Below are 26,716 nucleotides of genomic sequence, written 5' to 3' on the forward strand. Positions count from 1 at the left end.
CGGGGAAGAGGTGGAGAAATGGTTGTAATGGATAATTTGGTAACCATTTTATTTATAGTCAATATTTTGTTATCAATCATTATCATTTTCAGAGAAAGGCGGCAGACTGCTCAAACGTGGGCCTGGCTTTTGGTCTTGATGTTCATTCCAATCGTTGGCTTTGTGCTTTACTTTTTCTTTGGTAGAGGGATCTCTAAAGAAAAGATCTTTGATATGCGCTCACAGGCAAAGGTGGGGCTGAATGTTGAATTAGAAGAACAAAAACAAGCCCTCGCTCGTCAGCTGTTTCCGCATCCGCCGACCGCGCAGGTAGAAGTGCAGAAGCTGGTCTACCTGTTGACAGTCTTTGGGCAATCCCTGTATACGACAGCGAATAGTATGACGCTTTATACTGACGGACGGCAGAAATTTGATGCCTTGATCGCGGATATCGAACAGGCAAAAAATCACATTCATATGGAATATTACATTTATCGCAGTGATACATTGGGAAATGAAGTCAAAGAGGCACTGGTGCGCGCGGCGAAGCGGGGCGTAAAAGTAAGAGTCTTATTAGATGCTTGGGGCAGCACCCAAGTATCATTGAAGTTTTTTGATGAGTTGCGTCTACATGGCGGTCAAATTGCCTTCTTCTTTCCTTTATTCGTTCCTTATGTCAATCCGCGAATCAATTATCGAAATCATCGGAAAATCGTGGTGATCGATGGAGAAATTGGCTATACAGGCGGTTTTAATGTGGGAGATGAATATCTAGGGCAAGTGGAAAAATTCGGTTATTGGCGAGACAATCACTTGCGAATTGCCGGTTCCGCTGTCTATTCGCTGCAAAATCGGTTTTTGATGGATTGGAATTCACAACATGCGTTGGAGATCAAATATGATCCTTCCTTGTTTCCTGAAATCAAACAAGTCGGGACAATTGCAGCCCAAGTCATCACGAGTGGTCCTGATACGGAACATGAAGAAATCAAAATGACCTATCTGAAAATGATCAACTTAGCCAAAAAGGAAATCTTGATCCAAACACCTTATTATATTCCGGATGAAGCCATTCACAATGCCTTGAAGTTGGCACTGCTTTCTGGGGTGAAAGTTCATATACAAATCCCTAACAAACCGGATCATCCCTTGGTATATTGGGCGACCTATTCCTTTGCGGCTGAGCTGCTGCATTTTGGGGCAGTCATCGAAACTTATGAGAAAGGGTTTATGCATGCAAAAACGATGATCATTGACAGTGGGCTCGTTTCGATTGGTTCAGCAAATATCGATGTTCGTTCGTTTCGTTTAGACTTTGAGGTCAATACGATCATCTATGATGCACAACTCGCAACGCAAACGAAGGAAGCGTTTCTGGCGGATTCGATCGATTCCAAGCACTTAACGATCGAAGCGTATCAGCAAAGAAAGCTGACGATCAAAATCAAAGAAGGCTTGGCACGCCTTGTGTCACCCTTGCTGTAAAAAAAGTGCCCTTTTCCAAAAGATGGAAGCCATCATTTTGGAAAAGGGCACTTTTTTAATAGGATTAACCCATAATACTTGTGTATGCTGCTAAGAAAATCGAGCCAACAGTGAGAATAAGCATGGTCCAGATCACGACTTGCGTGATTTTTGCAAAGGTACTTTTTGGTTTTTTCTCGTTCATTCTAATCCACCTTTTAGAGTTATTCTAGTGACAGTTTACCCTCAAATACACAAGAACTCAAGTTGAACCAAGGAGAAATTAAGAAATTTTCAATTTCAGGACAAAAAAAATCATTAGAATGGCAAGATAGACTTGTTGAAGATACGCCCTTCTGTTTTAATAGGTAAAGAAATGCATTCTTCAAGACTTTCAAAAGTCAGTTGGTGAACAAAGAGGCTCCTTAAAAAATTTCATGACTGTCTTATTCCAGCTCAGATTTTTAAAAGAACTGAAACACGGATGTAAAGAAAATAAAGTATAGTGACACTAGTTGTTAGAAAGGATTTTGCTGTATGTCTGGATTTAATCCAATCGTTTTGTTTTGGTATATCTTCCCTGTGCTCGTCTATTTCGCCTGTCGGTTTATTGTTTCCGCGTTGTCCTTGAATGATCGTTACCACGTGAAGGCACCGGATTTAGCAGTACCGTTTTTGATGGTCGGGATTCATCAATTATCAAAGTATACTTTTGATCAAGCGATCACATTGTATTATTTGATCTCCATTTTTTTATTAGGGATTCTGCTGGCAGTTTTTCAGGCATATTACTATGAGGAGATCCAATATGGTCGCTATTTAAAGATGTATTGGCGTAGTATTTTTCTATTTACGATCATTTTTCATGTCGTTTTGATCATTCTAAATATTGTTAGTTACTTATAGTGTTTTGACTCTTGATAAACGCCCATTTTTTCACTTAAAGTTTTTTTAAAAACTTTAAGTAGTCGGTTTTCCTCTTTTTCCTCATTTGGTAAAGAAAAGTCAAACAACTTCCCTTTCAAATTTCATATAATTTGTGGTAGAAAGTGGGGGATTGTGGTAGACTGTGAATATCAGGTGGAGATCGGGGGTTATTTATCGATGTTTATGGGTGAATTTCAACATTCGATAGATGCAAAAGGCCGACTAATCGTCCCTTCAAAACTACGAGAAAAACTCGGAGAAAAATTTGTTGTGACACGTGGATTAGATGGCTGTTTATTTGGCTACCCCTTATCTGAATGGGAAAAACTTGAAGAAAAACTAAACGAAATGCCTTTAGCGAAAAAGGACGCTCGGACATTTGTCCGCTTCTTTTATTCTGCTGCAACAGAGTGCGAAATCGATAAACAAGGACGAATCAATATCCCTGTTACATTGAGAAATCATGCAGACCTTACCAAAAGCTGTGTGATCATCGGCGTTTCAAACCGAATCGAGATTTGGGATGAAACGCGTTGGCAAGCATTCTCTGAAGAAGCAGAAGAAAACTTTGATGAAATTGCTGAAACAATGATTGATTTTGGCTTATAGGCTTGATAGGAAGAGGAAAAAACACATGGCAGATTTTCAACACTACACCGTTATGCTACAGGAGACCGTTGATGGGTTAAAGATTCGTCCAGAAGGCGTCTATGTCGATTGTACATTAGGTGGAGCCGGTCATAGTGAATATTTATTGTCGCAACTGTCTGAAGAGGGACATCTCTTTGCTTTTGATCAAGACCAAACTGCTATCGATCATGCGAAAGAACGTTTAGCACCATATGTTGCTAAAGGAATGGTTACGTTCATTAAAAGTAATTTCCGCTATTTAAAGGAAGCATTGCATCAACACGGTGTGAGCCGAGTCGATGGGATTTTGTACGATTTAGGTGTTTCCTCACCCCAATTAGATGAAGCCGAACGCGGCTTTAGCTACCACCAAGATGCACCGCTGGATATGCGGATGGATCAAACTGCAACATTGACTGCCTATGAAGTAGTCAATCAATTCGACTACCACCAATTAGTCAAAATCTTCTTCCGTTATGGAGAAGAAAAATTCTCGAAACAAATCGCTCGTGAAATCGAGCGGGTGCGACAAGATCATCCAATCGAAACAACGGGTGAGTTGGTCGATATCATCAAAACAGCCATTCCGGCGCCAGCAAGAAGAAAAGGCGGACACCCTGCAAAACGGGTTTTCCAAGCCATTCGCATTGCAGTCAATGATGAGCTAGGTGTGATTGAAGAATCACTTGAACAAGCGATTCATCTTTTAGCAGTCAACGGACGTGTGAGTGTCATCACGTTTCACTCTTTAGAAGATCGCATCGTGAAATCGATGTTCAAGGAATACAGCACACCGAAGGATATGCCGCCAGGTTTGCCGATGATACCAGAAGAATTCCAACCAACACTTAAACTTATAACAAGAAAACCACTTCTTCCAACTGAGGAAGAAGTAGCTGAAAATAATCGTTCTCGCAGTGCGAAACTGCGAATCGCGGAAAAAATCAAGGAAAGCGAAGGGTAACAACTATGGCAGAACTAAAAGTTCATGACTATGAATTCAGAGAACCACTTGAATCACAACCTATGGAACACTCTGAACCGACAACTGAAAAACTGCCTACTGATCCCCAGCGTCCTGAGGTCATCCGCGTACCAGCATCTCCGGCTCGTCGGTTAAAAAGCATTTCTACTCTGGAAAAACTGATCGCTGCCTTTGTGATCATCTCTGTATTGACGTTGGCGATCTTGACCATCAATATTCGAACCAATATCAGTCAAGTCGAACACGATATTTCTTTGATCCAATCGGATATCAATGAAAAAACAACACAAGCAGAACAGTTGGAACAAGAGAAAAATGAACTTTCTAAAACCGAGCGCATCCAAAAGATTGCTGAGGATAATGGATTGTCGATCGATGACGGCAATTTAAGGAAAGTGGACTAAATGAAGTTAACAGATAAATTCAAGCAATACTTAAAAAAGAACAATCAAACTACAACGAACAATCGCAAAAAAGTAGGTATTATTCTCTTTGCTACGAGTATTGGATTGTTCTTTTTGTTTGTCACGCGTTTGAGCTACATCGTCATTGTCGGAGATGTCGCTGGGACTTCCTTAGCTGAAAAAACGAAAAATCTTTATGAAGGCAGTGAAGTCATCAAAGCGAAACGTGGAACGATCTATGACCGCAATGGGATTCCAATTGCTGAAGATGTGACTTCCTATTCAATTTACGCTGTTTTGAACCAAAATTACAAAGATGGCAAAAAGAATCTTTTTGCAGAAAAAGCAAACTTCAATAAATTGGGCAAAATCTTGTCGGATGTATTGTCCATCGACCAAGAAACAGCAGTCAATACATTAGAAGAAGGGCTTGAGCAACAATTATGGCGTGTTTCTTTTGGAAGCAAAGGGAACAATATTACATTAGAACAAAAGAATGCGATTGAAGATGCAATGGAAAAAGAAGGGATTGCTGGCTTTCATTTTGACAGTCATCCAGCTCGTCTTTATCCGAATGGTGTCTTTTCTTCTCACTTTATCGGGTATGCTGTTGCCAATGATGACGATACTGGTCTAGTTGGGAAAACGGGACTAGAAGCTGCGTACAATGACGTGCTTTCTGGGACCGATGGCGAGATCGTTTATCAAAAAGATAACAATCAAAATCCGTTGCCAGGAACCGTAGCCGAAACTGTTGCAGCGGTGGATGGAAAAGACGTCTATACGACCATCGATAGTCGAATCCAAAGCTACTTGGAAACGCTGATGGACAGTGTCTTTAAAGAAAACAAACCAGAAAACTTAACAGCGAACTTGATGGATGCAAAAACGGGTGAGATCGTGGCGATGGCGCAGCGGCCAACCTATAATCCAGAAAATTTGGATTCCATCAATGATTGGCAAAACCTATTAGTTGAGGACAACTACGAGCCAGGATCAACCATGAAGATCTTGACGACGGCAGCAGCGATCGATCAAGGGATCTTTAATGAAAACGAAACTTTTACCCCAAGCCCTGATGGAATGAAACTTTATGATGCAACCATCAACGACTGGGACTTCGGTCAAAAAGGAACACTGACGATGCGCCAAGCACTTTCATGGTCGAGTAATATTGGAATGGTGACCTTGGAACAGCGAATGGCAGATCGTTGGCAACAATACTTAAAAGAATTTGGTTTTGGTCGCAGTACCTATTCAGGATTGCCTAACGAAAATACTGGGATCACACCAGAGGATAACCCTGTCAGCCAAGCGATGACGTCATTTGGTCAAGCGATTGGTGTGACGAATTTCCAAATGATGCAGGCCTTTACGTCGGTGGCAAATAACGGAACGATGTTAAAACCACAATTTATTAGTAAAATCGTTGATGGCAATACAGGAGAAGAAACGGTCACACAACCAGAAGAAGTTGGCCATCCCATCACAGCAGAAGCGGCAACAAAAGTACGGGAATATATGCGTGATGTTGTCGAAAGTGAAAATTACGGAAGTGCTTATGGTGTCTATGAACTACCGGGCTACAATATTTCCGCGAAAACGGGGACAGCCCAAGTAGCCGATCCAACGACCGGTAAGTATTTGTCTGGTGGTACCAATTATCTGTATTCTGTTGTTTTGATGTTTCCTTCAGAAGAACCTGAATATATTTTGTATTTGACGATTAAATTGCCAGAGAAGCACGAAAGCACCGTGTTGGGTGAAATTGCCAATCCATTGATGAAACGAGTCATGGATCTGAAAAATTCTGCATTAGAAGATAGTACAACCTCTGGTAGTGAAACGACTGTAGGGGATTATCGTAATCTTGATACAGAATCAGCGGCAACTGATGTTCAAAAAGCTGGGTTGACCCCTGTTGTCATCGGTGATGGCGAGAAGGTCATCGCACAGTCCGTTGACAGCGGCACTTCGATCATGCCTGGCGGACGGGTACTGCTGATTACGGATAGCGACAAGTATTACATGCCTGATACGACCTCCTGGTCCAAAGCAGATTTGATCAAATTTGGCAGTCTGTTGAATGTGGACGTCAGTTTTGAAGGGGACGGCTATTGTACCAAACAGAGCGTGGAGCCTTATACTGAGTTATCGGGACAATCGATCAAGTTTACACTAAGCGAAAACGAATAGAATAATAGGAGAGAACGATATGGAATGGACAGAGATGATATTACCTTTGGCAAGCGGCTTTGCGATCGTAACAGCCGCAATGCCTTTGTTTATCGGCTATTTTCAAATGAAGAAATACGGACAGGAAATACGTGGTGACGGCCCTAAATGGCATAACGTAAAGGCTGGTACACCAACGATGGGTGGGTTTGTATTTTTGATTTCTGCAATGATCACTGCAATTTGGGTAGGGGCATGGCAAAATCAACTGACTGCTTCATTGTTCATTCTTTTGTTCATTACCTTGGTTTATGGTGCATTAGGATTTCTTGACGATTTCATCAAGATTTTCCGCAAAAGAAATATGGGCTTAAACTCGCTGCAAAAATTGATTGGACAAATTTTAGGCGGACTCGTCTTTTACTTTGTTTTTCGAGCGGAAGGCAATGCAGACGTGTTAAATTTCTTTGGGATCGATGTGCCACTGTCGATCTTTTACGGAGTGTTCGTCATCTTTTGGCTGGTCGGTTTTTCAAATGCAGTCAACTTGACCGACGGTATCGATGGTCTGGTCGCAGGACTGGGCACGATTTCTTTTTCAACTTACGCACTGATTGCTTGGCGGCAAGATCAAATTGATGTATTGATCGTTTGTCTAGCAATCATTGGCGGATTGATCGGCTTCTTTCCGTACAATCGCAAACCGGCTAAAATTTTTATGGGGGATGTCGGCTCGCTGGCTTTAGGCGGTCTGCTGGCAGCAATTTCGATTCTTTTACACCAAGAATGGACCCTCTTGCTTGTCGGACTGGTCTATGTTTGTGAAACAGCAAGCGTGATGCTGCAAGTTGCCTCATTCAAATTAACGGGCAAACGAATCTTCAAGATGTCACCCATCCACCATCATTTTGAAATGAGCGGATGGTCTGAGTGGAAGATCGACACTGTTTTTTGGTGTATTGCGTTAGGTTGCTCGTTGCTCACAATAGCCCTTGTATGGTAGGAGATGAAGAAAATGAAAAAAATTAAAACATATCAAAATAAAAAAGTTCTTGTGCTAGGATTAGCGCGTAGTGGATTCAGTGCGGCCAAATTGTTACATGATTTGGGCGCACTTGTGACCGTTAATGACGGCAAGCCATTTGCTGAAAATCCCGAAGCACAAGATCTTTTGGCGTTAGGGGTCAAAGTGATCACTGGCAGCCACCCAATCGAATTATTGGATGAAGGCTTTTCGTTAGTTGTGAAAAATCCCGGAATCCCTTATTCACAGCCCCTTGTTCAAAAAGCTTTAGAGAAAAAAATTCCTGTAATCACGGAAGTGGAGCTAGCGTATCAAATCTCTGAGGCTCCGATTATCGGCATTACTGGTACGAACGGAAAAACCACCACAACGACCATGATCGCCAATGTCTTAAACGCCGGGATGCAAAAAGGGCAGGCACTGCTTTCTGGGAACATTGGGTTTCCTGCAAGTTCCGTTGCTCAAACGGCCAAAGCGGAAGACCGATTAGTCATGGAATTGTCTAGCTTCCAATTGATGGGGATCGATACTTTGCGACCAAAAATCGCCGTGATCACCAATATTTATGAAGCCCATATCGATTACCATGGCAGTCGTCCAGAGTATGTCCTAGCAAAGTGGCGGTTGCAACAGCGAATGACTGCAGATGATTATTTGGTGATCAACTGGAACCAGCCAGAACTAGAAGCACTGTCGGCAAAATCAAACGCGCAAATCATTCCTTTTTCCACCAAGGAAAAAGTAGCAGGCGCGTACATGCTTGACGGTATCCTCTATTATAAAGAAGAAGTGATCATGGCAGCTGATGAACTTGGCGTGCCAGGAGATCATAATATTGAAAATGCATTAGCAGCGATTGCTGTCGGTAAACTTTGCGATATGCCAAACGAAGCCATTAAGCAAGCGTTACAAACCTTTACAGGCGTGCCCCATCGGACTCAGTATGTCACCACCATCAATCAGGTGAAATTTTTCAATGACTCTAAAGCAACAAACATTCTAGCCACAGAAATGGCATTAGGCGGCTTTGACAATGAGAAACTGATTTTATTGGCAGGTGGTTTGGATCGGGGGAACAGCTTTGATGACTTAGTTCCCGCACTAAAAGGGCTAAAAGCCATCGTGTTGTTTGGTGAAACAAAGGAAAAATTAGCCGCTGCTGCTCAAGCAGCAGGGGTAAAAACAATTGAAATGACAGACCATGTTGAAACAGCCGTCCCATTAGCCTTTTCTTTAAGTGCTGCTGGAGATACGATTTTATTGTCACCTGCGAATGCAAGTTGGGATCAATACCCTAATTTTGAAGTTCGCGGCGACAAATTTATGGCGGCAGTAGCAGAACTTAAATAGAAATGAGTGACGGATATGAAAATACTTGTGACTGGCGGCGGTACTGGCGGACATATTTATCCAGCGTTGTCTTTTGTCGATTATGTAAAAGAGATTGACCCGACAGCCGAATTTTTATACATTGGTGCAACAAGGGGCTTGGAAAATAAAATCGTCCCTCCAACAGGTATTCCTTTTAAAACATTAGAAATCCAAGGCTTTAAGCGTAAGTTGTCCTTCGATAATGTAAAAACGATCCAACTTTTCATGAAAAGTTATTACGCAGCCAAAAAAATCATCAAGGAGTTTCAACCGGATGTGGTGATCGGCACCGGCGGCTACGTTTCTGGCGCGGTGGTCTTTGCTGCAGCGAAGTTGAAAATTCCTACAATTATTCATGAACAAAATAGTGTTCCCGGGATCACGAATAAATTTCTAACCAAATATGTGGATAAAATCGCCATTGCATTTCACGATGCGTCCCAGTACTTTCCAGCGAAAAAAACAGTGCTGGTGGGGAATCCCAGAGGTCAAGAAGTACGCAACAGTCAAAAGTCAGCGATCTTGTCTTCCTACGATTTAAATCCGGCGAAAAAGACGGTCTTGGTTTTTGGTGGGAGTCAAGGAGCACTGAAAATCAATCAAGCGATCATTGCTGCGCTGCCGCTGTTTGCTCAAAAAGAGTATCAGCTTCTCTATGCGTCAGGTGAACGGTATTACAAAGAGATCGAAGAAAAAATCGGCATGTCAAAAGATGCCTTTCCTAATATCAGTATTCGCCCTTACATTGATCAGATGGCGGAAGTGATGGCAAATAGTGATTTGTTGATTGGACGAGCAGGAGCCACATCGATCGCAGAATTCACTGCATTAGGGATTCCAGCGATTTTGATTCCTAGTCCTTATGTGACCAATGACCACCAAACGAAGAACGCCCAAAGTTTAGCCAATGCAGGAGCAGTCAAAATGATTGCCGATCATGAACTAAACAGTCAAAACCTCGTGGAAGCAGTAGACAGTATCATGCAAGATGAAGCCCTTCGTAGTAAGATGGCAAAAGCCTCAAAAGAACAAGGGATCAGCGATGCCTCAGAACGATTATTTCGACTTGTGCAAGAGGTAATCAAATAGTACAATGTGTGGGATAGAAAGGAGCGATTATCATTAGTAAAGACAAAACACCTCATGATGATCAAACCCCCTCGTCAACGGAAGAGTTGACCCCTTGGCAAAAAGAAAATCTAAAGTATTTGCAAGAAAAAGGCAATCAGCCAGCTTGGTCTTCTCCTGAAGAAACAGAAGATACGTCCAAAGACCATGAAGACGAGCAAGAAGAAGCGTTTTTTGAAGCAGATGAAGCAATGGAAGAGTCCGTTGATGAGAAGGAAGCATTGCCAGAGCCAGAAAATAAGGCCCGCTCCTTTGCTGATCGGCTGCCTAACCTAAAGGCGTACCGCAACCAAGTGTTGATTCGCCGTTTAGCCTTGATTATTGGATTGTTGATGATTCCTTTATTGATTGTTTTGTATTTCGTTTCGCCCCTTAGTCGTTTGGCGAATGTGGTCGTCAAAGGCAATCATGAAGTATCCGCAGAAGCAATTCTCGAAAATTCGGACCTAACCGTCAATGAAGAGATGTGGCCGCAATTTTTCGAACGTAATCAAAGCGTGTCTGCCATCAAAAAAGAATTGCCACGTATAAAAAATGCCTCAATTTCTCTATCTGGTATCAATCGCTTCGATATCACTGTCACTGAATTTCAAGAAGTTGCTTTACTAGCCCAAGATGGTGGCTATGCGCCGGTTTTAGAAAATGGCGTTGTGTTAGATGAAATCAGTGAGCAGCCAGTGGAAGGATTGCCGGTTTTAGAAAATTTTTCGGCTGAAGATAAAATCAAAGCAACACTTAGTGCCTATCAAGAATTAAGTTCAGAAATTCGCGATGGCGTTTCTCAAATCAAATATACCCCCCGTGACAGCAATGATGAGCTGCTGACTCTCTTTATGAATGATGGCAATCAAGTGATCGTCAACATTTCGAATATGGTGAGTCAAATGCAGTATTATCCGCAAATTGCCAAAGATTTGACCGAGGACAGTATTGTGGATATGGAAGTTGGAATCTTTACTTACCCAATTTCAAATACACAAGAAGACGATGCAGACGAAAATCAAACAGCTGATAGTGATTCTTAGGAAAAATTCAAGAGTTTTTTTCATTAACTTGTTTCTAAAAAGCGCCATTATATGGTAGAATTGGTAACAGTGAACAAATTATTCGAATGAACTCTAAAAACGGACTGTGATGGTTCGCTATATATCCAATTTAAGTAGGAGGGAACCCCATCCATGGCAAAAACGGGAATGTATGTTGGCCTTGATATCGGTACGACATCTGTAAAAGTTGTAGTAGCCGAATACGTTGACAGCCAAATGAATATCATTGGTGTAGGTAATGCAAAATCAGAAGGAATCAACCGTGGGATCATTGTAGATATCGATAAAACGGTACAAGCCATTCAAAGAGCAGTAAGACAAGCAGAAGAAAAAGCAGGAATTCAAATTCGCAGTGTAAGTGTTGGTGTACCAGCCAATCTTCTTGAAGTGGAAAATTGTCAAGGAATGATCGCTGTCAATAGTGAATCAAAAGAGATCACCGACGAAGACGTGCGTAATGTTGCCTCCGCAGCACTCGTTCGTTCTACCCCTCCTGAAAGACAGATCATTGCTATTTTACCGCAGGAATTTACCGTTGATGGTTTTGAAGGAATCAAAGATCCTCGTGGCATGATCGGGGTTCGCCTAGAAATGTTTGGTGTTGTGTATACAGGACCAAAAACCATCATTCACAACATTCGCAAATGTGTTGAAAAATCTGGTTTGATTGTTAATGAAGTAGTCATTACGCCATTAGCACTAACAGAATCGATTTTATCAGACGGTGAAAAAGATTTTGGTACGATCGTCATTGACATTGGTGGCGGCCAAACAACCACAGCAGCGATGCACGACAAGCAATTGAAATTCACCCATGTGAACCAAGAGGGCGGCGAATTTGTCACAAAAGACATTTCGACGGTTTTAAATACCTCTTTCAACAATGCAGAAGCATTGAAGATCAATTATGGGGATGCGTATCCTGAACGCACTTCAGCCAGTGAAGAATTTCCGGTTGATGTGATCGGGAAATCAGAACCAGTGAAAATCGATGAACGCTATTTATCAGAAATCATTGAAGCCCGTATGGAACAAATCTTCACCAAATCAAAAGAAGTCCTAGACGAAATCGATGGGCTTGATTTACCGGGTGGCGTGATCTTGACTGGTGGCGCTGCAAGTCTTCCTGGTGTCGTAGATCTTGCTCAAGAAGTATTCGAAACAAACGTCAAGCTTTACGTTCCTAATCATATGGGACTTAGAAATCCTGTTTTCACGAATGTGATCAGTATCGTTGACTATTCGGCAAACTTAAGCGAAGTGTACCAGCTTGCCAAAAGTGCGATCACTGGTGAAAAAACAGTGGCGCAACAGCCCGTTGCTATTCAACAACAAGAAGTGCATTACGAACAATATGAAGCGCCAGAAGAAACTTATGAAGAAGCAGAAGAAGAGAAAAAAGGTGAGTCGATCACAAACCGAGTAAAAGATTTCTTCTCAAATATCTTTGAATAATCTAAAACGATTCTCAGGAGGAAGATAAATTATGGAATTTTCAATTGATAATAACATCAATGACGGCGCTGTGATCAAAGTCATCGGAGTCGGTGGCGGTGGCGGCAACGCAGTCAATCGTATGATCGAAGAAAATGTCAAGGGCGTAGAATTTATTGCAGCCAACACTGACGTTCAAGCGTTAAAAAACTCAAAAGCAGAAACAGTCATTCAATTAGGCCCTAAATATACCCGCGGACTTGGTGCTGGCTCTCAACCAGAAGTTGGTCAAAAAGCAGCGGAAGAAAGTGAAGATTCTATTCGCGAATCATTAGAAGGCGCAGACATGATTTTCATTACCGCTGGTATGGGTGGCGGAACCGGAACAGGTGCTGCACCGATCGTAGCGAAAATCGCTAAAGAAATCGGCGCGTTGACAGTCGGTGTCGTTACTCGTCCGTTTACATTTGAAGGACCAAAACGTGGCCGTTTTGCGGCTGAAGGCATCGCTAAATTAAAAGAGAATGTCGATACCTTATTGATCATCTCAAACAACCGTTTATTAGAAGTTGTTGACAAGAAAACGCCAATGCTTGAAGCATTCCGTGAAGCCGACAATGTCTTGCGTCAAGGGGTTCAAGGGATCTCAGACTTGATCACTGCACCTGGCTATGTCAACTTAGACTTCGCTGATGTGAAAACAGTAATGGAAAATCAAGGCACAGCCTTGATGGGAATCGGTGTTGCTAGCGGGGAAGAACGTGTGATCGAAGCAACGAAAAAAGCGATCTCTTCACCATTACTAGAAACGTCGATCGATGGCGCAGAACAAGTGCTATTGAACATCACTGGCGGATTGGATATGACTTTATTTGAAGCACAAGATGCTTCTGATATCGTCGCTCATGCGGCAACAGGCGACGTAAACATTATCTTAGGTACATCAATCAATGAAGACTTAGGCGATGAGATCCGTGTGACAGTCATTGCAACCGGCATTGACCCTTCAAAAAAAGAACGGGGTTCTCGCTCTAGCAGACAAAGCCAAGGTCAAATTCATTCTATCCCTCAAAAACCAACATTAGATATGGATCAAGCACGCCCAGCGCAAGCAGAAGAAAGCAATGGCTTTGGTGATTGGGATATCCGCAAAGAACAAAATGTACGACCTAAAGTAGAAGAAAACACATTTGAAAATGTAGAAAAGAAAGAATTCGATACCTTCAGCCGTGATGAAGTACGTTCGAATGATGACGACGAATTAAGCACACCACCATTTTTCCGTCGTAAACGCTAGGGGGCAGAGCACATGATTTCTGAGAACTTGCACAAGATTCAGCAAGAGATACAGGATTCCTGTGCTCTTGTTTCTAGAAATGCCAATGATGTCTGTTTGACAGCTGTGACAAAATCCGTCGATACAGAAACAACAAGAGTCCTTTTAGAAAATGGTGTGCGGGATTGTGCAGAAAATCGAGTAGAAAAACTACTTGAAAAGAAGGCAGCACTAAAGGATTATCCAGATGTCCGTTGGCATTTTATTGGCAATTTGCAACGCAGAAAGGTAAAATCAATTATAAATGAGATTGATTTTTTCCATGCGTTAGATTCAATCAAACTGGCACAAGAAATTCAAAAACGAGCAGAGCATCCGATCAACTGCTTTGTGGAAGTGAATGTTTCGCAGGAAGCAACGAAACAAGGGATTTTTGTTGAAGAGGTAATGGCTTTTATTGAAGCACTTGCTTCGTTCGACAAAATTCGTGTTGTTGGATTGATGACGATGGCCCCGCTCACTGCTTCCAAAGACGAGCAGCATCAGATTTTTAAAGAATTAAAAAGGATTCAACAACAGATCGCTGACCTGCATCTTACACATGCCCCTTGCTTAGAAACGAGTATGGGAATGAGTAATGATTTTCCCATTGCGATTCAAGAAGGTGCAACATTTATTCGTGTAGGAACAGCATTATTTCAATAAAAAAGGAGGTTGACCGATGTCGCTCAAAGAGAAACTGACCAATTTTTTTGGATTGACTGACGAAGAAGATTACTACGAAGAAACATTTGCCACGGAAGAACCGGCACGCACAGCGTCTAAACAAGCTGTGAACCAAGGAGGAGCTTTTACAGCCCCCAGAGCAACCACGAATACGTATGCATCTGGCCAAGCGGCAACACGTACAACAAGTCAACCACAAAATCAAGCCTATCAATACAGACAGCAACCACAAGCAGCTGTCTATCAACAAGCCTCAGCTGCGGCTGAACGGGTAAGACCGGTGACGAAGACGGAAGAAAAAGTCGTTCCGATGGCACAACAAAGAAGCAATACGAGAGTCAAAGAAACAAAAGCAAAAGAAACACCCGCACAAGCAGCTGGTAAAATAACGATCGTAGAGCCACGCGTCTATTCCGAAGCGATGGGGATTGCCAAGCAGGTCATCAATGGGGATGCTGTACTTGTTAATTTTCATTTAATTGAAGAGTACCAAGCTCGTCGAATAGTTGATTTTTTAACAGGAACAGTGTACGCTGAAGATGGTGATATCAAGCGTGTTGGCGATGAAATTTTTCTTTGCACGCCTAAGGGTATGGAAATTGAAGGCACTGCCCAAACATTAGCAGATACCAATTTTTTTGATATCTAAAGTGAGGAGGAACGCCAATTTTATTTTTGAGATTCGTTAAATTACTAAGTGATGCTGTTTATCTGTATACCATTTTATTAGTGATCTATGCACTTTTGTCTTGGTTTCCAGGAGGGTATCAATCCGCTTTTGGCCGTTTCTTAGCAAAAGTGTGTGAACCGTATTTGAGTTTATTTGATCGATTGAAATTAAGTTTTGCTGGTATTGATTTTACGATTGCGTTTGCAATTATCGTCTTACAGCTAGCATCACAAGCATTGATATTGATCTTACAATCAATTTTATTTTAACGTAAGGGGTGGTTATCGGTGAACGCAAATGTCTATCAACATTTTCGAAACGATGAACGCCCTTTTATTGATTCCGCTCAAGGATGGATCGAACAAGTGCAAATGCAGTATGCGCCTTACTTAACTGATTTTTTAGATCCGAGACAAGCGTATATTTTAGAAAGCTTGATTCGTCAATCAACGGATTTAAGCTTCCGCTTTTTTGGTGGTTACGAAGCTGCTGAAAGACGACGTTGTTTGATTTATCCCGATTATTATGAGCCCACCACCGATGAGTTTGACATGACTTTGTTTACGATTCAATACCCGAAAAAATTTACGGTGTTGAGTCATGGAAAAGTTCTAGGCACGTTAATGGGGACTGGAGTCAAGAGGGAATACTTTGGAGACATTCTTTCCGATGGTGAAATATGGCAAGTATTCGTTGCTACTGAAGTCAGTCATTTTATCCAACTCCAAGTGGATAAAATCGGAAACGTCTCGGTGCGCTTGGAAGAAACAAAATACACCGAGTTGATCGTTCCTAAAGATGGCTGGACCGAGGAAAGAGAAACGGTTAGTTCATTGCGTCTTGATACAGTGATCTCTGCCGTATACAACATCTCACGTCAGCGTTCGAAACAGTTGATCGAATCAGGAAAAGTAAAAGTAAACTGGACAGAAGCACTACGACCAGATTTTGTTCTGGATTTACTGGATATCGTTTCAGTAAGAGGATTTGGTCGGATTCAAATACAGGGGTTAGAAGGAACCACGAAAAAAGAAAAAGTTAGATTGTTATTAGGTGTATTACGTAAATAAATCAAAGAGGTGTATAGAATATGGCATTAACTCCATTAGACATTCAAAATAAAAACTTTTCAGTAAAAATGAGAGGATACAACCAAGACGAAGTCGATGACTTTTTGGATATGATCGTCCGCGATTATGAAGAAGCGGTTCAACGCAATCGCGAGTTAGAGAAATCATTGAAACACGCCGAAGAAAAACTAGAGTATTTCAATGAACTGAAAGACGCCTTGAACCAATCCATCATCGTGGCTCAAGATACCGCGGATAAAGTAAAAACAAGCGCAAGCAAAGAATCAGAAGTGATTGTTACGTCTGCCCAAAACCGTGCGGATGAAATGGTTGCTACTGCAGAAAAACATGCCCATGCCTTGATGACCTCAGCGGAAGAAAAAGCCAAAGAGATTTTGACGGATGCAACAGACAATGCCCGTCAATTGGCAACAGAAACAAATGACTTGAAGAAGAAAACCAGAGTCTTCCACAACAACTTATTGGTTATGTTACAAACCCAATTAGAACAAGTGAAGAGCCCCGAGTGGGAAGAGATTTTGGCGCCATTTTCAAGCTACGTACAAGATTCCCATCAAGTAATCAGAGAAGTTTTATCAAAAGAACTTGACAGTGAAAATGGTTCTGGAGTAAACTCAGAAGCAGTGGACACATTTGATGTGGACGTTGTTGAATCAGATGAAAAAATCGTTGATGTAAGCGAAAGCCCTGAAGTGAAAACATTAGATGATGCGAGAAACTTATTAGACGAATTGAACAAAACAGATAACAACTAAGACACAGAACAGAAAAATTTCTTATATTTTTCAAGCGAGTTTGGGAGAGTGGAAGCCAAATAAAACCCTGTAAGAAATCAGATCATCTGTGAGTTGCGTTCTTTAAAGAGCCGATTATCCAAAGACTCAAGTAGAGAACGACGCCTGATCCCGTTACCGATCATCAAAGAATTGTCTAACGACAATAAAAATTTGGGTGGTACCACGAACACGTTCGTCCCTTGCCAGGGACGGACGTGTTTTTTGCTGTTCATCATCTGCTCTGGTCCGCAATGCGGAACAGAGCAGATGATGAACAGTACTAGGCGACCGTAGGGAGCGTAGTAACCAAACGAGGAATCACTAGGATTGATTTTTAAAATCAGTGAGACCTAAACACAAGGAAGTCATGGCAACCAATCCATTTTGATACGTTCAATAGAAGCAATTGATTGGTCGAGTCAATGGATTTAGAAATTATACGGAAACGTAGTGAGACGAAAAGGAGCGAAACAAGAATGAAAATGAAAGAAACACTGCATCTTGGAAAAACCGCTTTTCCAATGCGAGGCAACTTGCCGAACCGCGAAGTGGATTGGCAAAAAGAATGGGAAGAAAATCGATTGTATCAACGCCGTCAAGAATTAAATGAAGGCAAGCCAACCTTTGTCTTACACGATGGTCCTCCTTATGCAAATGGGAACATCCATATCGGACACTCATTGAACAAAATCAGTAAAGACATTATCGTACGTTCCAAATCAATGTCAGGTTTCCGTTCCCCTTATGTACCTGGTTGGGATACCCATGGTTTGCCGATCGAGCAAGTGTTGACAAATAAAGGAATCAAGCGCAAAGAAATGAGCTTGGCAGAATACCGCAAAAAATGTGAAGAATATGCTTTGACCCAAGTGGATACACAAAGAGCTGACTTCAAACGTTTAGGGGTTTCTGGTGACTGGGAGCACCCATACATCACACTGACGCCCGATTATGAAGCTGAAGAAATTCGCGTTTTCGGAAAAATGGCAGAAAAAGGCTATATCTACAAAGGATTAAAACCAATCTACTGGTCACCATCTAGTGAATCATCACTAGCAGAAGCCGAGATCGAATACAAAGATGTGAAATCACCATCCATCTATGTTGCTTTCCCAGTCGCAGATGGCAAAGATTTGCTTGATTCAGATACATCTTTTGTTATCTGGACGACGACGCCATGGACCTTGCCAGCGAATCTAGGAATCTCTGTGAATCCAACCTTTGCCTATGTTCAAATCTTGGCTGATGGTCGTAAATTTGTCGTGGCAAAAGATTTATTAGAAACCGTGACGAATGAGATTGGTTGGGAATCTGTCGAAGTATTGCAAGAATTGGCAGGCGATCAATTAGAAAAAATGACGGCGCAACATCCTTTCTATGACCGTACGTCTCTGTTGATGTTAGGGGATCATGTGACATTGGATGCCGGTACTGGTTTGGTCCACACTGCACCAGGACACGGGGAAGATGACTACATCGTCAGCAAAAAATATGGGCTAGATGTCTTATCGCCAGTCGATAGCCGTGGGGTCTTCACAGAAGAAGCACCAGGATTTGAAGGGGTCTTTTATGACAAAGCCAATCCAATGATCACTGCGCTTTTAGAAGAAAAAGGGGCGCTATTAAAACTAAACTTCTTTACTCACAGCTATCCACATGATTGGCGGACGAAAAAACCAGTCATCTATCGGGCAACGCCACAATGGTTTGCTTCAATTGATAAGTTCCGTCAAAACATTTTGGATGAGATCGAAAAAGTAGATTGGATCATTCCATGGGGCAAAACCCGTTTATACAATATGATTCGCGATCGCGGCGACTGGGTGATCTCTCGTCAACGTGCGTGGGGTGTACCATTGCCAATCTTTTATGCAGAAAACGGCGAAGCCATCATCACGCCTGAAACGATCGAGCATGTGGCAAACTTGTTTGCTGAACATGGTTCAACGATTTGGTTTGAAAAAGAAGCCGAAGAATTGCTGCCGGCTGGCTTTACGCATCCAGGCTCACCAAACGGTAAATTCTCGAAAGAAACTGACATCATGGATGTTTGGTTTGATTCAGGTTCTTCTCACGAAGCCGTGTTACGTCAACGTCCAGAATTGACGTTCCCAGCTGACATGTATTTGGAAGGTTCTGATCAATATCGCGGGTGGTTCAACTCAAGTATCACAACTAGTGTGGCGATCAATGAAGTCGCACCATACAAAGCCGTCTTGTCTCAAGGCTTCACCTTAGATGGCGAAGGCCGTAAGATGAGTAAATCTCTTGGAAATACCATTGCACCAGAAAAAGTGATCAACCAAATGGGTGCGGATATTTTGCGCCTTTGGGTCAGCAGTGTTGACTACGAAGCGGATGTTCGAGTGTCTATGGATATCTTGAATCAAGTATCAGAAGTCTATCGGAAAATTCGCAATACCATGCGTTTCTTATTGGCTAACACGAATGATTTTGATCCAGCAAAAGACAGCGTACCATTTGAAAACTTGCGTTCTGTTGATAAATACATGATGGTTCGTTTGAATCAAACGATCAAAACGATCCGAGAAGATGGTTATGAAAAATACAACTTCTTGCATATTTACCGAACAGTCATCAACTTCTTGACAGTCGATATGTCATCCTTCTATTTGGATTTTGCGAAAGATGTCGTTTATATCGAAGCTGAAAATGATTTCCAACGTCGCGCTATGCAAACCGTCTTTTATCAAACAGCGGTTGCGTTGACGAAATTACTAACGCCGATCATTCCGCATACGGCAGAAGAAATCTGGTCACATTTGAAAGAAGAAGAGGAATATGTCCAATTAGCGGAGTTCCCTGGCTATGATACATTTGCTAACCAAGAAGAGCTGCTTGATTTATGGCGTGCTTTCCTTGATTTCCGTGACAATGTCTTAAAAGCATTGGAAGAAGCGCGTAATGCAAAACTGATCGGGAAATCGTTTGAAGCAAAAGTGACTATCTATCCAACCGAACCGGTTGCGGCATTACTAAAAGCCATTGATTCAGATATCGCTCAGTTGCTGATCATTTCACCGGACTTCTTAACGATCAAAGAAGCAGGTGAAGCGGCACCAGAAGCGGCCTATCAATTCGAAGACGTGGCGATCTTAGTGGAAAAAGCCGAAGGTGAAGTCTGCGAACGTTGTCGTCAAGTCCGTGTGGATGTCGGTGTAGAAGAGCAGCTACCAACACTTTGCGGCCATTGCGCAGCCATTGTCAAAGAAAACTATCCTGAAGCGGTTGCAGAAGGCTTTGAAAAATAAAAAAACGGAAAAAGATGATCCCATTGTGGGTCATCTTTTTTTTGAAATCAATCAAGCTTGTTCCTTGAAAATGGGACATAAGCAGCTGTTTGTGACATCCAAATGAGAAAATCCGCGTTAATTGATAACGATTCTCATTTGTTTGCAATAATTTTACGATAGTTTATTGTATAATAAAAAAACCTTATTAGACGAAGACTCCTGCCTGTGATTTACAAGTAACTACTTGTTCAATGGATGTAAGTAACCCTTGAAGGAAGAAAGCAACGAGATCGGATCAAGTAAAAAAAACTTGCCAGATAGAAAATCAGGTTGTAAACTGTTAAAAATCGGAATATTCAGAAAATTGAAAGAAAGTGTGATTCCATGAGTGATTTAGAGATGATGAAAACAACGAACCAAACGATGTACGATGCCGCTTTTGAAAAAGATGCTTGTGGGATGGGGTTCATTGCTCAGAAAAATGGTCATTATTCCCGAGAGCTCGTCCAAAATGCCTTAACGATGTTAGAACGGATGAATCATCGAGGGGGAACTGGCGCTGAACCTGACACGGGGGACGGAGCAGGAATCTTGATGGCGATGCCAGATCCTTTTTTTCAGCAGCGGGCAAAAGAGGCAGGAATCCCATTACCTGAAAAAGACGCCTATGCTGTTGGGATGTTTTTTTTACCGAAAGAAAAGCTCCGAGCAGCACAGGTCCAAGAAGAAGTAACTAAAGACATTCAACAAATGGGTTTTACGGTTTTATGGCAGCGCGACGTTCCATATGATTATTATCAGTGTGGGCCAGGGGCGCAAAAAGTCATGCCATCTTTCGTGCAAGTCTTTATTGAAAAGCCTGTCGATGTAGCAGCTGGCCGTCCCTTTGAAGATCAGCTTTATCGGCTACGGCGTAAACTGGAAAAAACATATCATACCGATGAGCTGTCTATTTGCAGCTTGTCCAGTAAGACAGTTGTTTATAAAGGGATGCTGCATGCCTATCAAGTTGGCTTGTTTTTCAAAGATCTTCAAAGCCCAGAAATGACTTCGAGTATTGCTTTGACCCATTCTCGTTTTTCAACGAATACCTTTCCAAGCTGGAGTCGGGCGCAACCTTTTCGTTTCTTAGCCCATAATGGCGAAATCAACACGTTACGCGGGGCGGAAAATTGGATGCATGGACATCAGATCGAAGTCTACGATGACGAAAACTCCGATTCTGCGAAGCTGGAAAATTGTATGGAATACTTGTATCGTCAAGGTCGAGACATTCCCCAAGCACTGTTGATGATGGTGCCAGAAGCGTGGTCTAAAGAAGCTGGCTTGACGCCAGAACTGACGGCTTTTAATGAATACAATGCAAGCTTTATGGCTCCTTGGGATGGACCAGCAGCTTTATGCTTTACCGATGGGGAGATGGTGGGAGCTGCCCTTGATCGTAATGGATTGCGACCATCTCGCTACTCAATCACGAAAGCTGGTTTTGTTGTCGTGGCCTCTGAGTCAGGCGTGGTGGATCTGCCAGCGTCGGAAGTGATTGAAAAAGGGGTGCTTGGACCAGCAAATATGTTTTTGGTGGATACCCAAAAAGGGATGATCTTACGAAATCAAGAAATCAAAGCGCATTATGCGAATGCCCATCCTTACCAGGAGTGGCTAGCGGAACACCTATTGACACCAGAGCTGCTTCCTGGGACTGAGAAGCAGGAAGAAACAGCAGATGATGCGATTCAGACCCTTTGGAAACGAAATGGCTACACGGATGAGATCATACGCACGTTGATTTTACCAATGGCTCAAACGGGAGAAGAACCAGTGATCTCCATGGGGTTTGATTCACCCTTAGCTATTTTGAGCGAACGTCCCCAATCCTTGTTTACGTACTTCAAGCAACAATTCGCCCAAGTGACCAATCCACCCATTGATGCGATTCGCGAAAAATTAGTAATCGGTACCGAGCTGTTTTTAGGTCGAGATGGGGATGTTTCAAAGGACATCCGAATCAACTGTAATAAGCTGAAGATTGCTAGTCCTGTGTTAAAAACGAGTGAATATGAAAAGATCAAACAGTTAAATCAAAATGGTCAAAAAGCGGTTTTACAGTCGATTCTTTATGATTATGTACCAGAAAACGGGGTAGCTTTGCAACAAGCGTTAGAAGCGCTTTTTAAAGAAACGGAGCAAAAAATCGATGCTGGGGCAACAATCGTCATTTTAAGTGATCGGGAAGTCATCCAAGCGCAAGAAGGAAAAGTGGCGATTCCGATTCTCTTGGCGGTATCAGGCCTGCACAATTATTTGGTGCGAAAAGGCAAACGTTCCTTGGCATCGATCGTTGCGGATACAGCGGAAGTCTGTGAGGTCCATCATTATGCCATGTTAGTCGGCTACGGAGCAAGTGGGGTCCATCCTTATGGGGCTTACCAGACATTGGCGCATTTTGAGCTTTCAGAGAAGATCGAAAGTTACCGCAAGGCATGTGAAAAGGGCATTGTCAAAATCATGTCACGAATGGGAATCTCAACGATCGCCGGTTACCACGGGGCACAATTGTTTGAAGCGGTTGGCATCTCTGAGAAAGTCATCGCTGAATATTTTACCGGCACGGTTACCCGTATCGGTGGACTCTCATTAGCGCAAATCGAGCAAGAATATCTGACGCGTTATGAGGCAGCATATGGTGAAAAACGAATGGATTATCTTGATTCTGGCGGTAGTTTCCAGTACAAAGCCGATGGGGAGCATCATTTGTTTAATCCAAAAACGATCTATGGGTTCCAAAAAGCCGTTCGCACAGGCAGTTATGAGCTTTATAAAGAATATGCGGCGGAAATGAATCAAGAGGCATTGGACAATCCAACGACGTTACGGTCTATGTGGACCTTTGCGAACACAAGACGCAGTATTCCGTTAGCTGAGGTGGAGCCTGTCGAAACGATCGTCAAACGATTTAAAGTCGGGGCGATGTCCTACGGCTCACTAAGTGAAGAAGCGCATCGCTGTATTGCTGAAGGAATGAATGCGATCGGGGCAAAATCCAACAGTGGAGAAGGTGGCGAAAACCGAAATCGTTTCAAACCAGTAGAGGGCATTAATTATAATAGTCGCATCAAACAAGTAGCTTCAGGCCGTTTTGGTGTCAACGCCGAATATTTAATGAGTGCAGATGAACTTCAGATCAAAATGGCGCAAGGGGCGAAACCTGGAGAAGGCGGCCAATTACCAGGCAATAAAGTCTTCCCGTGGGTCGCCGAGATTCGAGGGTCTACGCCTGGTGTTCGATTGATTTCACCGCCACCACATCACGACATTTATTCGATTGAAGATCTAGCCCAGCTGATCTATGACTTAAAAGCCATCAATCCGTATGCACGGATCAATGTCAAATTGGTTTCTAGTACGGGCGTGGGTACGATCGCTACCGGTGTCGTCAAAGCTGGCGCAGACGTAGTCGTGATCTCAGGCTATGACGGTGGGACTGGTGCTTCTCCGAGAAATTCGATCCGTGATGCCGGCTTGCCTTGGGAGATGGGGCTTGCAGAAGCCCATCAAACGTTAGCTATGAATCATTTGCGGCAGCGAATGACCTTAGAGACAGATGGAAAATTGATGACGGGTCGGGACATCGCCATTGCTGCTCTTTTAGGAGCAGAAGAATATAGCTTTGCCTCTTTAGCGCTAGTTGCGGTTGGTTGTGTCATGATGCGGGTATGCAGTATCAATACATGTCCTGTTGGCATTGCTACACAGAACCCAGCGTTGCGAAAATTTTTTGCTGGAAAACCTGAGCACATCATCAACACGATGTACTTTTTAGCAGAAGATCTACGGGAAACGATGGCTGAGTTAGGCTTTCGTACCATCGATGAGATGGTAGGACATGCGGAATTGTTGACACCACGCTTCGTTGCTAAAGGCAAAGCAAAGTCATTAGACTTTTCGAAAATGATTGGGACGACGATCCCAATCGAACGCAAAGTGACCGATCCATTCCTTGAGAAACGTCAATGGCCAGAATTAGATGCTTTTGCACAAGCTGCTATCGACAACAATCAAGAAATCGTGACGAATCATACGATCAATAATGTTCAACGCTCAGTCGGCGCGCGTTTAGGAGGCTGGATCGCGGAACGTTTTGGCAATTATGAAGTTACCCCAGGTCTGTTGCAATTTACGTATCGAGGTATTGCTGGACAAAGCTTTGGGGCTTTTGCCACCCAGGGCATCCAGTTGAAACTGATCGGTGAGGCCAACGATTATGTAGCCAAAGGGTTAAGCGGTGCCCGCTTGATCATTGTGCCACCTGAAGATGCCGCTTATGACGCAGAGCATTCACCAATTGTTGGTAATGTAGCGTGCTTCGGGGCAAATCGAGGCGAAGGCTATTTCCGAGGCATTGCTGGCGAACGCTTTTGTGTTCGTAACAGTGGAGCCAATGTCGTTGTCGAAGGTGTTGGCGATCATGGCTGTGAGTACATGACTGGCGGTGTCGTGGTGATATTAGGAAAAACCGGCCGCAACTTCGGTGCTGGAATGTCCGGTGGCGTGGCGTATGTTTACGACCCCGATCAAACCTTTGCCGATAAATGCAATCGGGAAATGGTTGATTTATATCGGATTGGCGAAAGCGGCGATGACCACCAACTAAAAGAGATGATCCAGCAGCATTTCGCCTATACAGATTCATTGAAGGCGGCTGAGATCCTAGAAGATTGGGGAAATCAGCAGCACCATTTCATCAAAGTCTATCCGACAGAATACCATCAGATGATCCAAGCGACGGAGACCTTGGCGGACCAAGGGTTTGTCGGAGATGAACTTGTGACGAAAGCCTTCGAAGCTGTCGTCGGTCCACAATTGACCATCCCAGGAAAGGAGCGTGACTAATATGGCAGATCCATTTGGTTTTTTAAAGTACCCAAGAGTAGAAAATCCTACCCGACCAGTGGCAGAACGAATCGAAGACTGGCAAGAATTACAGACGCCATTGCCTGAAAATGAGCGTCAAGAGCAAGCAGCACGCTGTATGAACTGCGGGATTCCTTTTTGTCATACCGGTTCTTTTTACGGGGGGCAACGAGCGGTTTCAGGTTGTCCCAATGACAACCTGATTCCTGAATGGAATGACTTGGTTTATCAAGGGCGTTTCCAAGCCGCTTTTGAGCGTCTTGCCAAAACCAACCCATTACCTGAAATGACTGGTCGTGTTTGTCCAGCTCCTTGTGAAAAAGGCTGTACCGAAGCACTGAATGGCTCAGGTGTCACGATCCACGACAATGAACGCTTTATTATCGATACTGCTTTTGAAAATGATTGGGTCAAAGCCTCGGGATTGCCTCAAGAAGCGACTGGGTTCAAAGTTGCCATCGTCGGCAGCGGACCAGCTGGTTTATCAGCTGCATGGCGCTTGAATCAACTAGGGCATCAAGTGACGGTCTATGAACGCAGTGATCGCTTTGGCGGTTTACTGATGTACGGTATTCCAAATATGAAATTAGATAAAGACGTCGTTCAGCGACGGATTGACTTGATGGCAGAGCTAGGCGTGACCTTTGTCGCTAATACGGAGATCGGTCGTGACTTGTCAGCAGAAGAATTGGCCGCTCAGTATGATCGGGTCATCTTGGCAACAGGAGCTAGTGTTCCTCGTGACTTGAAGATTCCAGGTCGTGAATTGACTGGGGTGCAATTTGCAGTCGATTATCTGACGGAAGCAACCAAAGATGTGTTAAAGCATGGCAAAGCGGCAACAAGTAAAAAACTTGCTGGCAAGCATGTTATCGTGATTGGTGGCGGCGACACTGGAAATGACTGTATTGGTTCAGCGATTCGGCAAGGAGCCGCTTCTGTGCGTCAATTGGAGATCACGCCCCAACTGCCATTGACACGGACCGACAGCAATCCTTGGCCAGAATACCCAATGACAGCCCGCACAGGATATGGGCAAGAAGAAGCGGCTGAAGTGCTACAAACACAAGTGACGTATCATGGGGTGTCTACAACGGCCTTTATCGGCGCCGAACGCGGCCAGTTGATCGCCATCGAAACAGTCTCAGTGGATCAACAGTTTCAGCCGATCCCTGGCACAGAGCAAGTGATCAAAGCGGATTTGGTCTTGTTAGCAATGGGCTTTGTTGGTGCAGAGACCCAACTCTTCGATGCCTTTGGTGTGCGAGAAGTGTACGATGATTACACGACGAACAATGAACGAGTGTTAGTCGCAGGAGATGCCAAACGAGGACCGAGTTTAGTTATCTGGGCGATTCGTGAAGGACGCTTAGCGGCAGAAAAAGTCGATCAAGCGTTACGATCATTGGTGTATCAATAAGCAATCAATAAAAAACAACCTGAGC

Annotated in this window: 21 protein-coding genes; 20 read left to right on the forward strand and 1 reads right to left on the reverse strand. The window is 43.2% G+C overall.

Going from position 1 to position 26,716, the window contains the following annotated elements:
- The first annotated feature begins 18 nt into the window (after positions 1-18).
- Entirely contained in the window at positions 19-1,464 is a 1,446-nt protein-coding gene (gene cls, locus IGJ15_RS03695) for a cardiolipin synthase (protein WP_231434752.1), read from the forward strand.
- A gap of 64 nt (positions 1,465-1,528) precedes the next feature.
- Here cls and IGJ15_RS03700 read toward each other — a convergent pair whose 3' ends face one another.
- The gene (locus IGJ15_RS03700; protein ID WP_005237290.1) at positions 1,529-1,648 is read right to left on the reverse strand and encodes a DUF4044 domain-containing protein; all 120 of its coding nucleotides are present in this window, start codon (positions 1,646-1,648) and stop codon (positions 1,529-1,531) included.
- Positions 1,649-1,980: 332 nt separating this feature from the next.
- Between IGJ15_RS03700 and IGJ15_RS03705 the strand changes: the two genes are divergently transcribed.
- From IGJ15_RS03705 to IGJ15_RS03795, 19 genes are all read left to right on the forward strand, one after another.
- Complete coding sequence (locus IGJ15_RS03705) at positions 1,981-2,349, forward strand: DUF3397 domain-containing protein (RefSeq protein ID WP_005228786.1); 369 nt, start codon at positions 1,981-1,983, stop codon at positions 2,347-2,349.
- 198 nt (positions 2,350-2,547) lie between these two features.
- Positions 2,548-2,979, forward strand: a complete 432-nt coding sequence (gene mraZ / locus IGJ15_RS03710) for a division/cell wall cluster transcriptional repressor MraZ (RefSeq protein ID WP_005228792.1) — start codon at positions 2,548-2,550, stop codon at positions 2,977-2,979.
- 25 nt (positions 2,980-3,004) lie between these two features.
- Entirely contained in the window at positions 3,005-3,964 is a 960-nt protein-coding gene (rsmH, locus tag IGJ15_RS03715) for a 16S rRNA (cytosine(1402)-N(4))-methyltransferase RsmH (protein WP_010749771.1), read from the forward strand.
- 5 nt (positions 3,965-3,969) lie between these two features.
- Entirely contained in the window at positions 3,970-4,389 is a 420-nt protein-coding gene (ftsL, locus tag IGJ15_RS03720) for a cell division protein FtsL (protein WP_005228796.1), read from the forward strand.
- Positions 4,390-6,585 carry a penicillin-binding transpeptidase domain-containing protein gene (locus tag IGJ15_RS03725; RefSeq protein WP_087627818.1) on the forward strand — a complete coding sequence of 732 codons (2,196 nt, stop codon included), beginning with the start codon at positions 4,390-4,392 and terminating at the stop codon, positions 6,583-6,585. It begins immediately after the preceding gene.
- Between the two features lie 19 nt (positions 6,586-6,604).
- Positions 6,605-7,567, forward strand: a complete 963-nt coding sequence (gene mraY, locus IGJ15_RS03730) for a phospho-N-acetylmuramoyl-pentapeptide-transferase (RefSeq protein ID WP_010749769.1) — start codon at positions 6,605-6,607, stop codon at positions 7,565-7,567.
- A 12-nt stretch (positions 7,568-7,579) separates the two neighbouring features.
- Positions 7,580-8,938, forward strand: a complete 1,359-nt coding sequence (gene murD, locus IGJ15_RS03735; protein WP_231434751.1) for a UDP-N-acetylmuramoyl-L-alanine--D-glutamate ligase — start codon at positions 7,580-7,582, stop codon at positions 8,936-8,938.
- Positions 8,939-8,953: 15 nt separating this feature from the next.
- Positions 8,954-10,048 (forward strand): undecaprenyldiphospho-muramoylpentapeptide beta-N-acetylglucosaminyltransferase, encoded by a 1,095-nt coding sequence (gene murG, locus IGJ15_RS03740; RefSeq protein WP_144808923.1) that lies wholly within the window; start codon positions 8,954-8,956, stop codon positions 10,046-10,048.
- 86 nt (positions 10,049-10,134) lie between these two features.
- Positions 10,135-11,112 carry a cell division protein FtsQ/DivIB gene (locus IGJ15_RS03745; protein ID WP_231434750.1) on the forward strand — a complete coding sequence of 326 codons (978 nt, stop codon included), beginning with the start codon at positions 10,135-10,137 and terminating at the stop codon, positions 11,110-11,112.
- Positions 11,113-11,265: 153 nt separating this feature from the next.
- Positions 11,266-12,588 (forward strand): cell division protein FtsA, encoded by a 1,323-nt coding sequence (ftsA, locus tag IGJ15_RS03750; protein WP_005228814.1) that lies wholly within the window; start codon positions 11,266-11,268, stop codon positions 12,586-12,588.
- 31 nt (positions 12,589-12,619) lie between these two features.
- A complete protein-coding gene (ftsZ, locus tag IGJ15_RS03755; RefSeq protein WP_005228816.1) occupies positions 12,620-13,864 on the forward strand; it encodes a cell division protein FtsZ in 1,245 nt (414 codons plus the stop codon).
- A 12-nt stretch (positions 13,865-13,876) separates the two neighbouring features.
- Positions 13,877-14,548 carry a YggS family pyridoxal phosphate-dependent enzyme gene (locus IGJ15_RS03760; protein WP_074536072.1) on the forward strand — a complete coding sequence of 224 codons (672 nt, stop codon included), beginning with the start codon at positions 13,877-13,879 and terminating at the stop codon, positions 14,546-14,548.
- A 16-nt stretch (positions 14,549-14,564) separates the two neighbouring features.
- The gene (locus tag IGJ15_RS03765) at positions 14,565-15,218 is read left to right on the forward strand and encodes a cell division protein SepF (RefSeq protein ID WP_010749764.1); all 654 of its coding nucleotides are present in this window, start codon (positions 14,565-14,567) and stop codon (positions 15,216-15,218) included.
- A 26-nt stretch (positions 15,219-15,244) separates the two neighbouring features.
- The gene (locus IGJ15_RS03770) at positions 15,245-15,508 is read left to right on the forward strand and encodes a YggT family protein (RefSeq protein WP_005228822.1); all 264 of its coding nucleotides are present in this window, start codon (positions 15,245-15,247) and stop codon (positions 15,506-15,508) included.
- A gap of 18 nt (positions 15,509-15,526) precedes the next feature.
- Complete coding sequence (locus IGJ15_RS03775; RefSeq protein ID WP_005228823.1) at positions 15,527-16,309, forward strand: RNA-binding protein; 783 nt, start codon at positions 15,527-15,529, stop codon at positions 16,307-16,309.
- 20 nt (positions 16,310-16,329) lie between these two features.
- Complete coding sequence (locus tag IGJ15_RS03780) at positions 16,330-17,085, forward strand: DivIVA domain-containing protein (protein WP_005228824.1); 756 nt, start codon at positions 16,330-16,332, stop codon at positions 17,083-17,085.
- 497 nt (positions 17,086-17,582) lie between these two features.
- Positions 17,583-20,378: an isoleucine--tRNA ligase gene (gene ileS / locus IGJ15_RS03785; RefSeq protein WP_430599291.1), complete on the forward strand. Its 2,796-nt coding sequence runs from the start codon at positions 17,583-17,585 to the stop codon at positions 20,376-20,378.
- A 366-nt stretch (positions 20,379-20,744) separates the two neighbouring features.
- A complete protein-coding gene (gene gltB / locus IGJ15_RS03790) occupies positions 20,745-25,250 on the forward strand; it encodes a glutamate synthase large subunit (protein ID WP_231434748.1) in 4,506 nt (1,501 codons plus the stop codon).
- Between the two features lies 1 nt (position 25,251).
- Entirely contained in the window at positions 25,252-26,691 is a 1,440-nt protein-coding gene (locus IGJ15_RS03795; protein ID WP_005228830.1) for a glutamate synthase subunit beta, read from the forward strand.
- Positions 26,692-26,716: the final 25 nt, after the last annotated feature.

Origin of the sequence: Enterococcus sp. AZ079, from assembly GCF_050547255.1 — a bacterium.
Taxonomy (GTDB): domain Bacteria; phylum Bacillota; class Bacilli; order Lactobacillales; family Enterococcaceae; genus Enterococcus_D; species Enterococcus_D casseliflavus.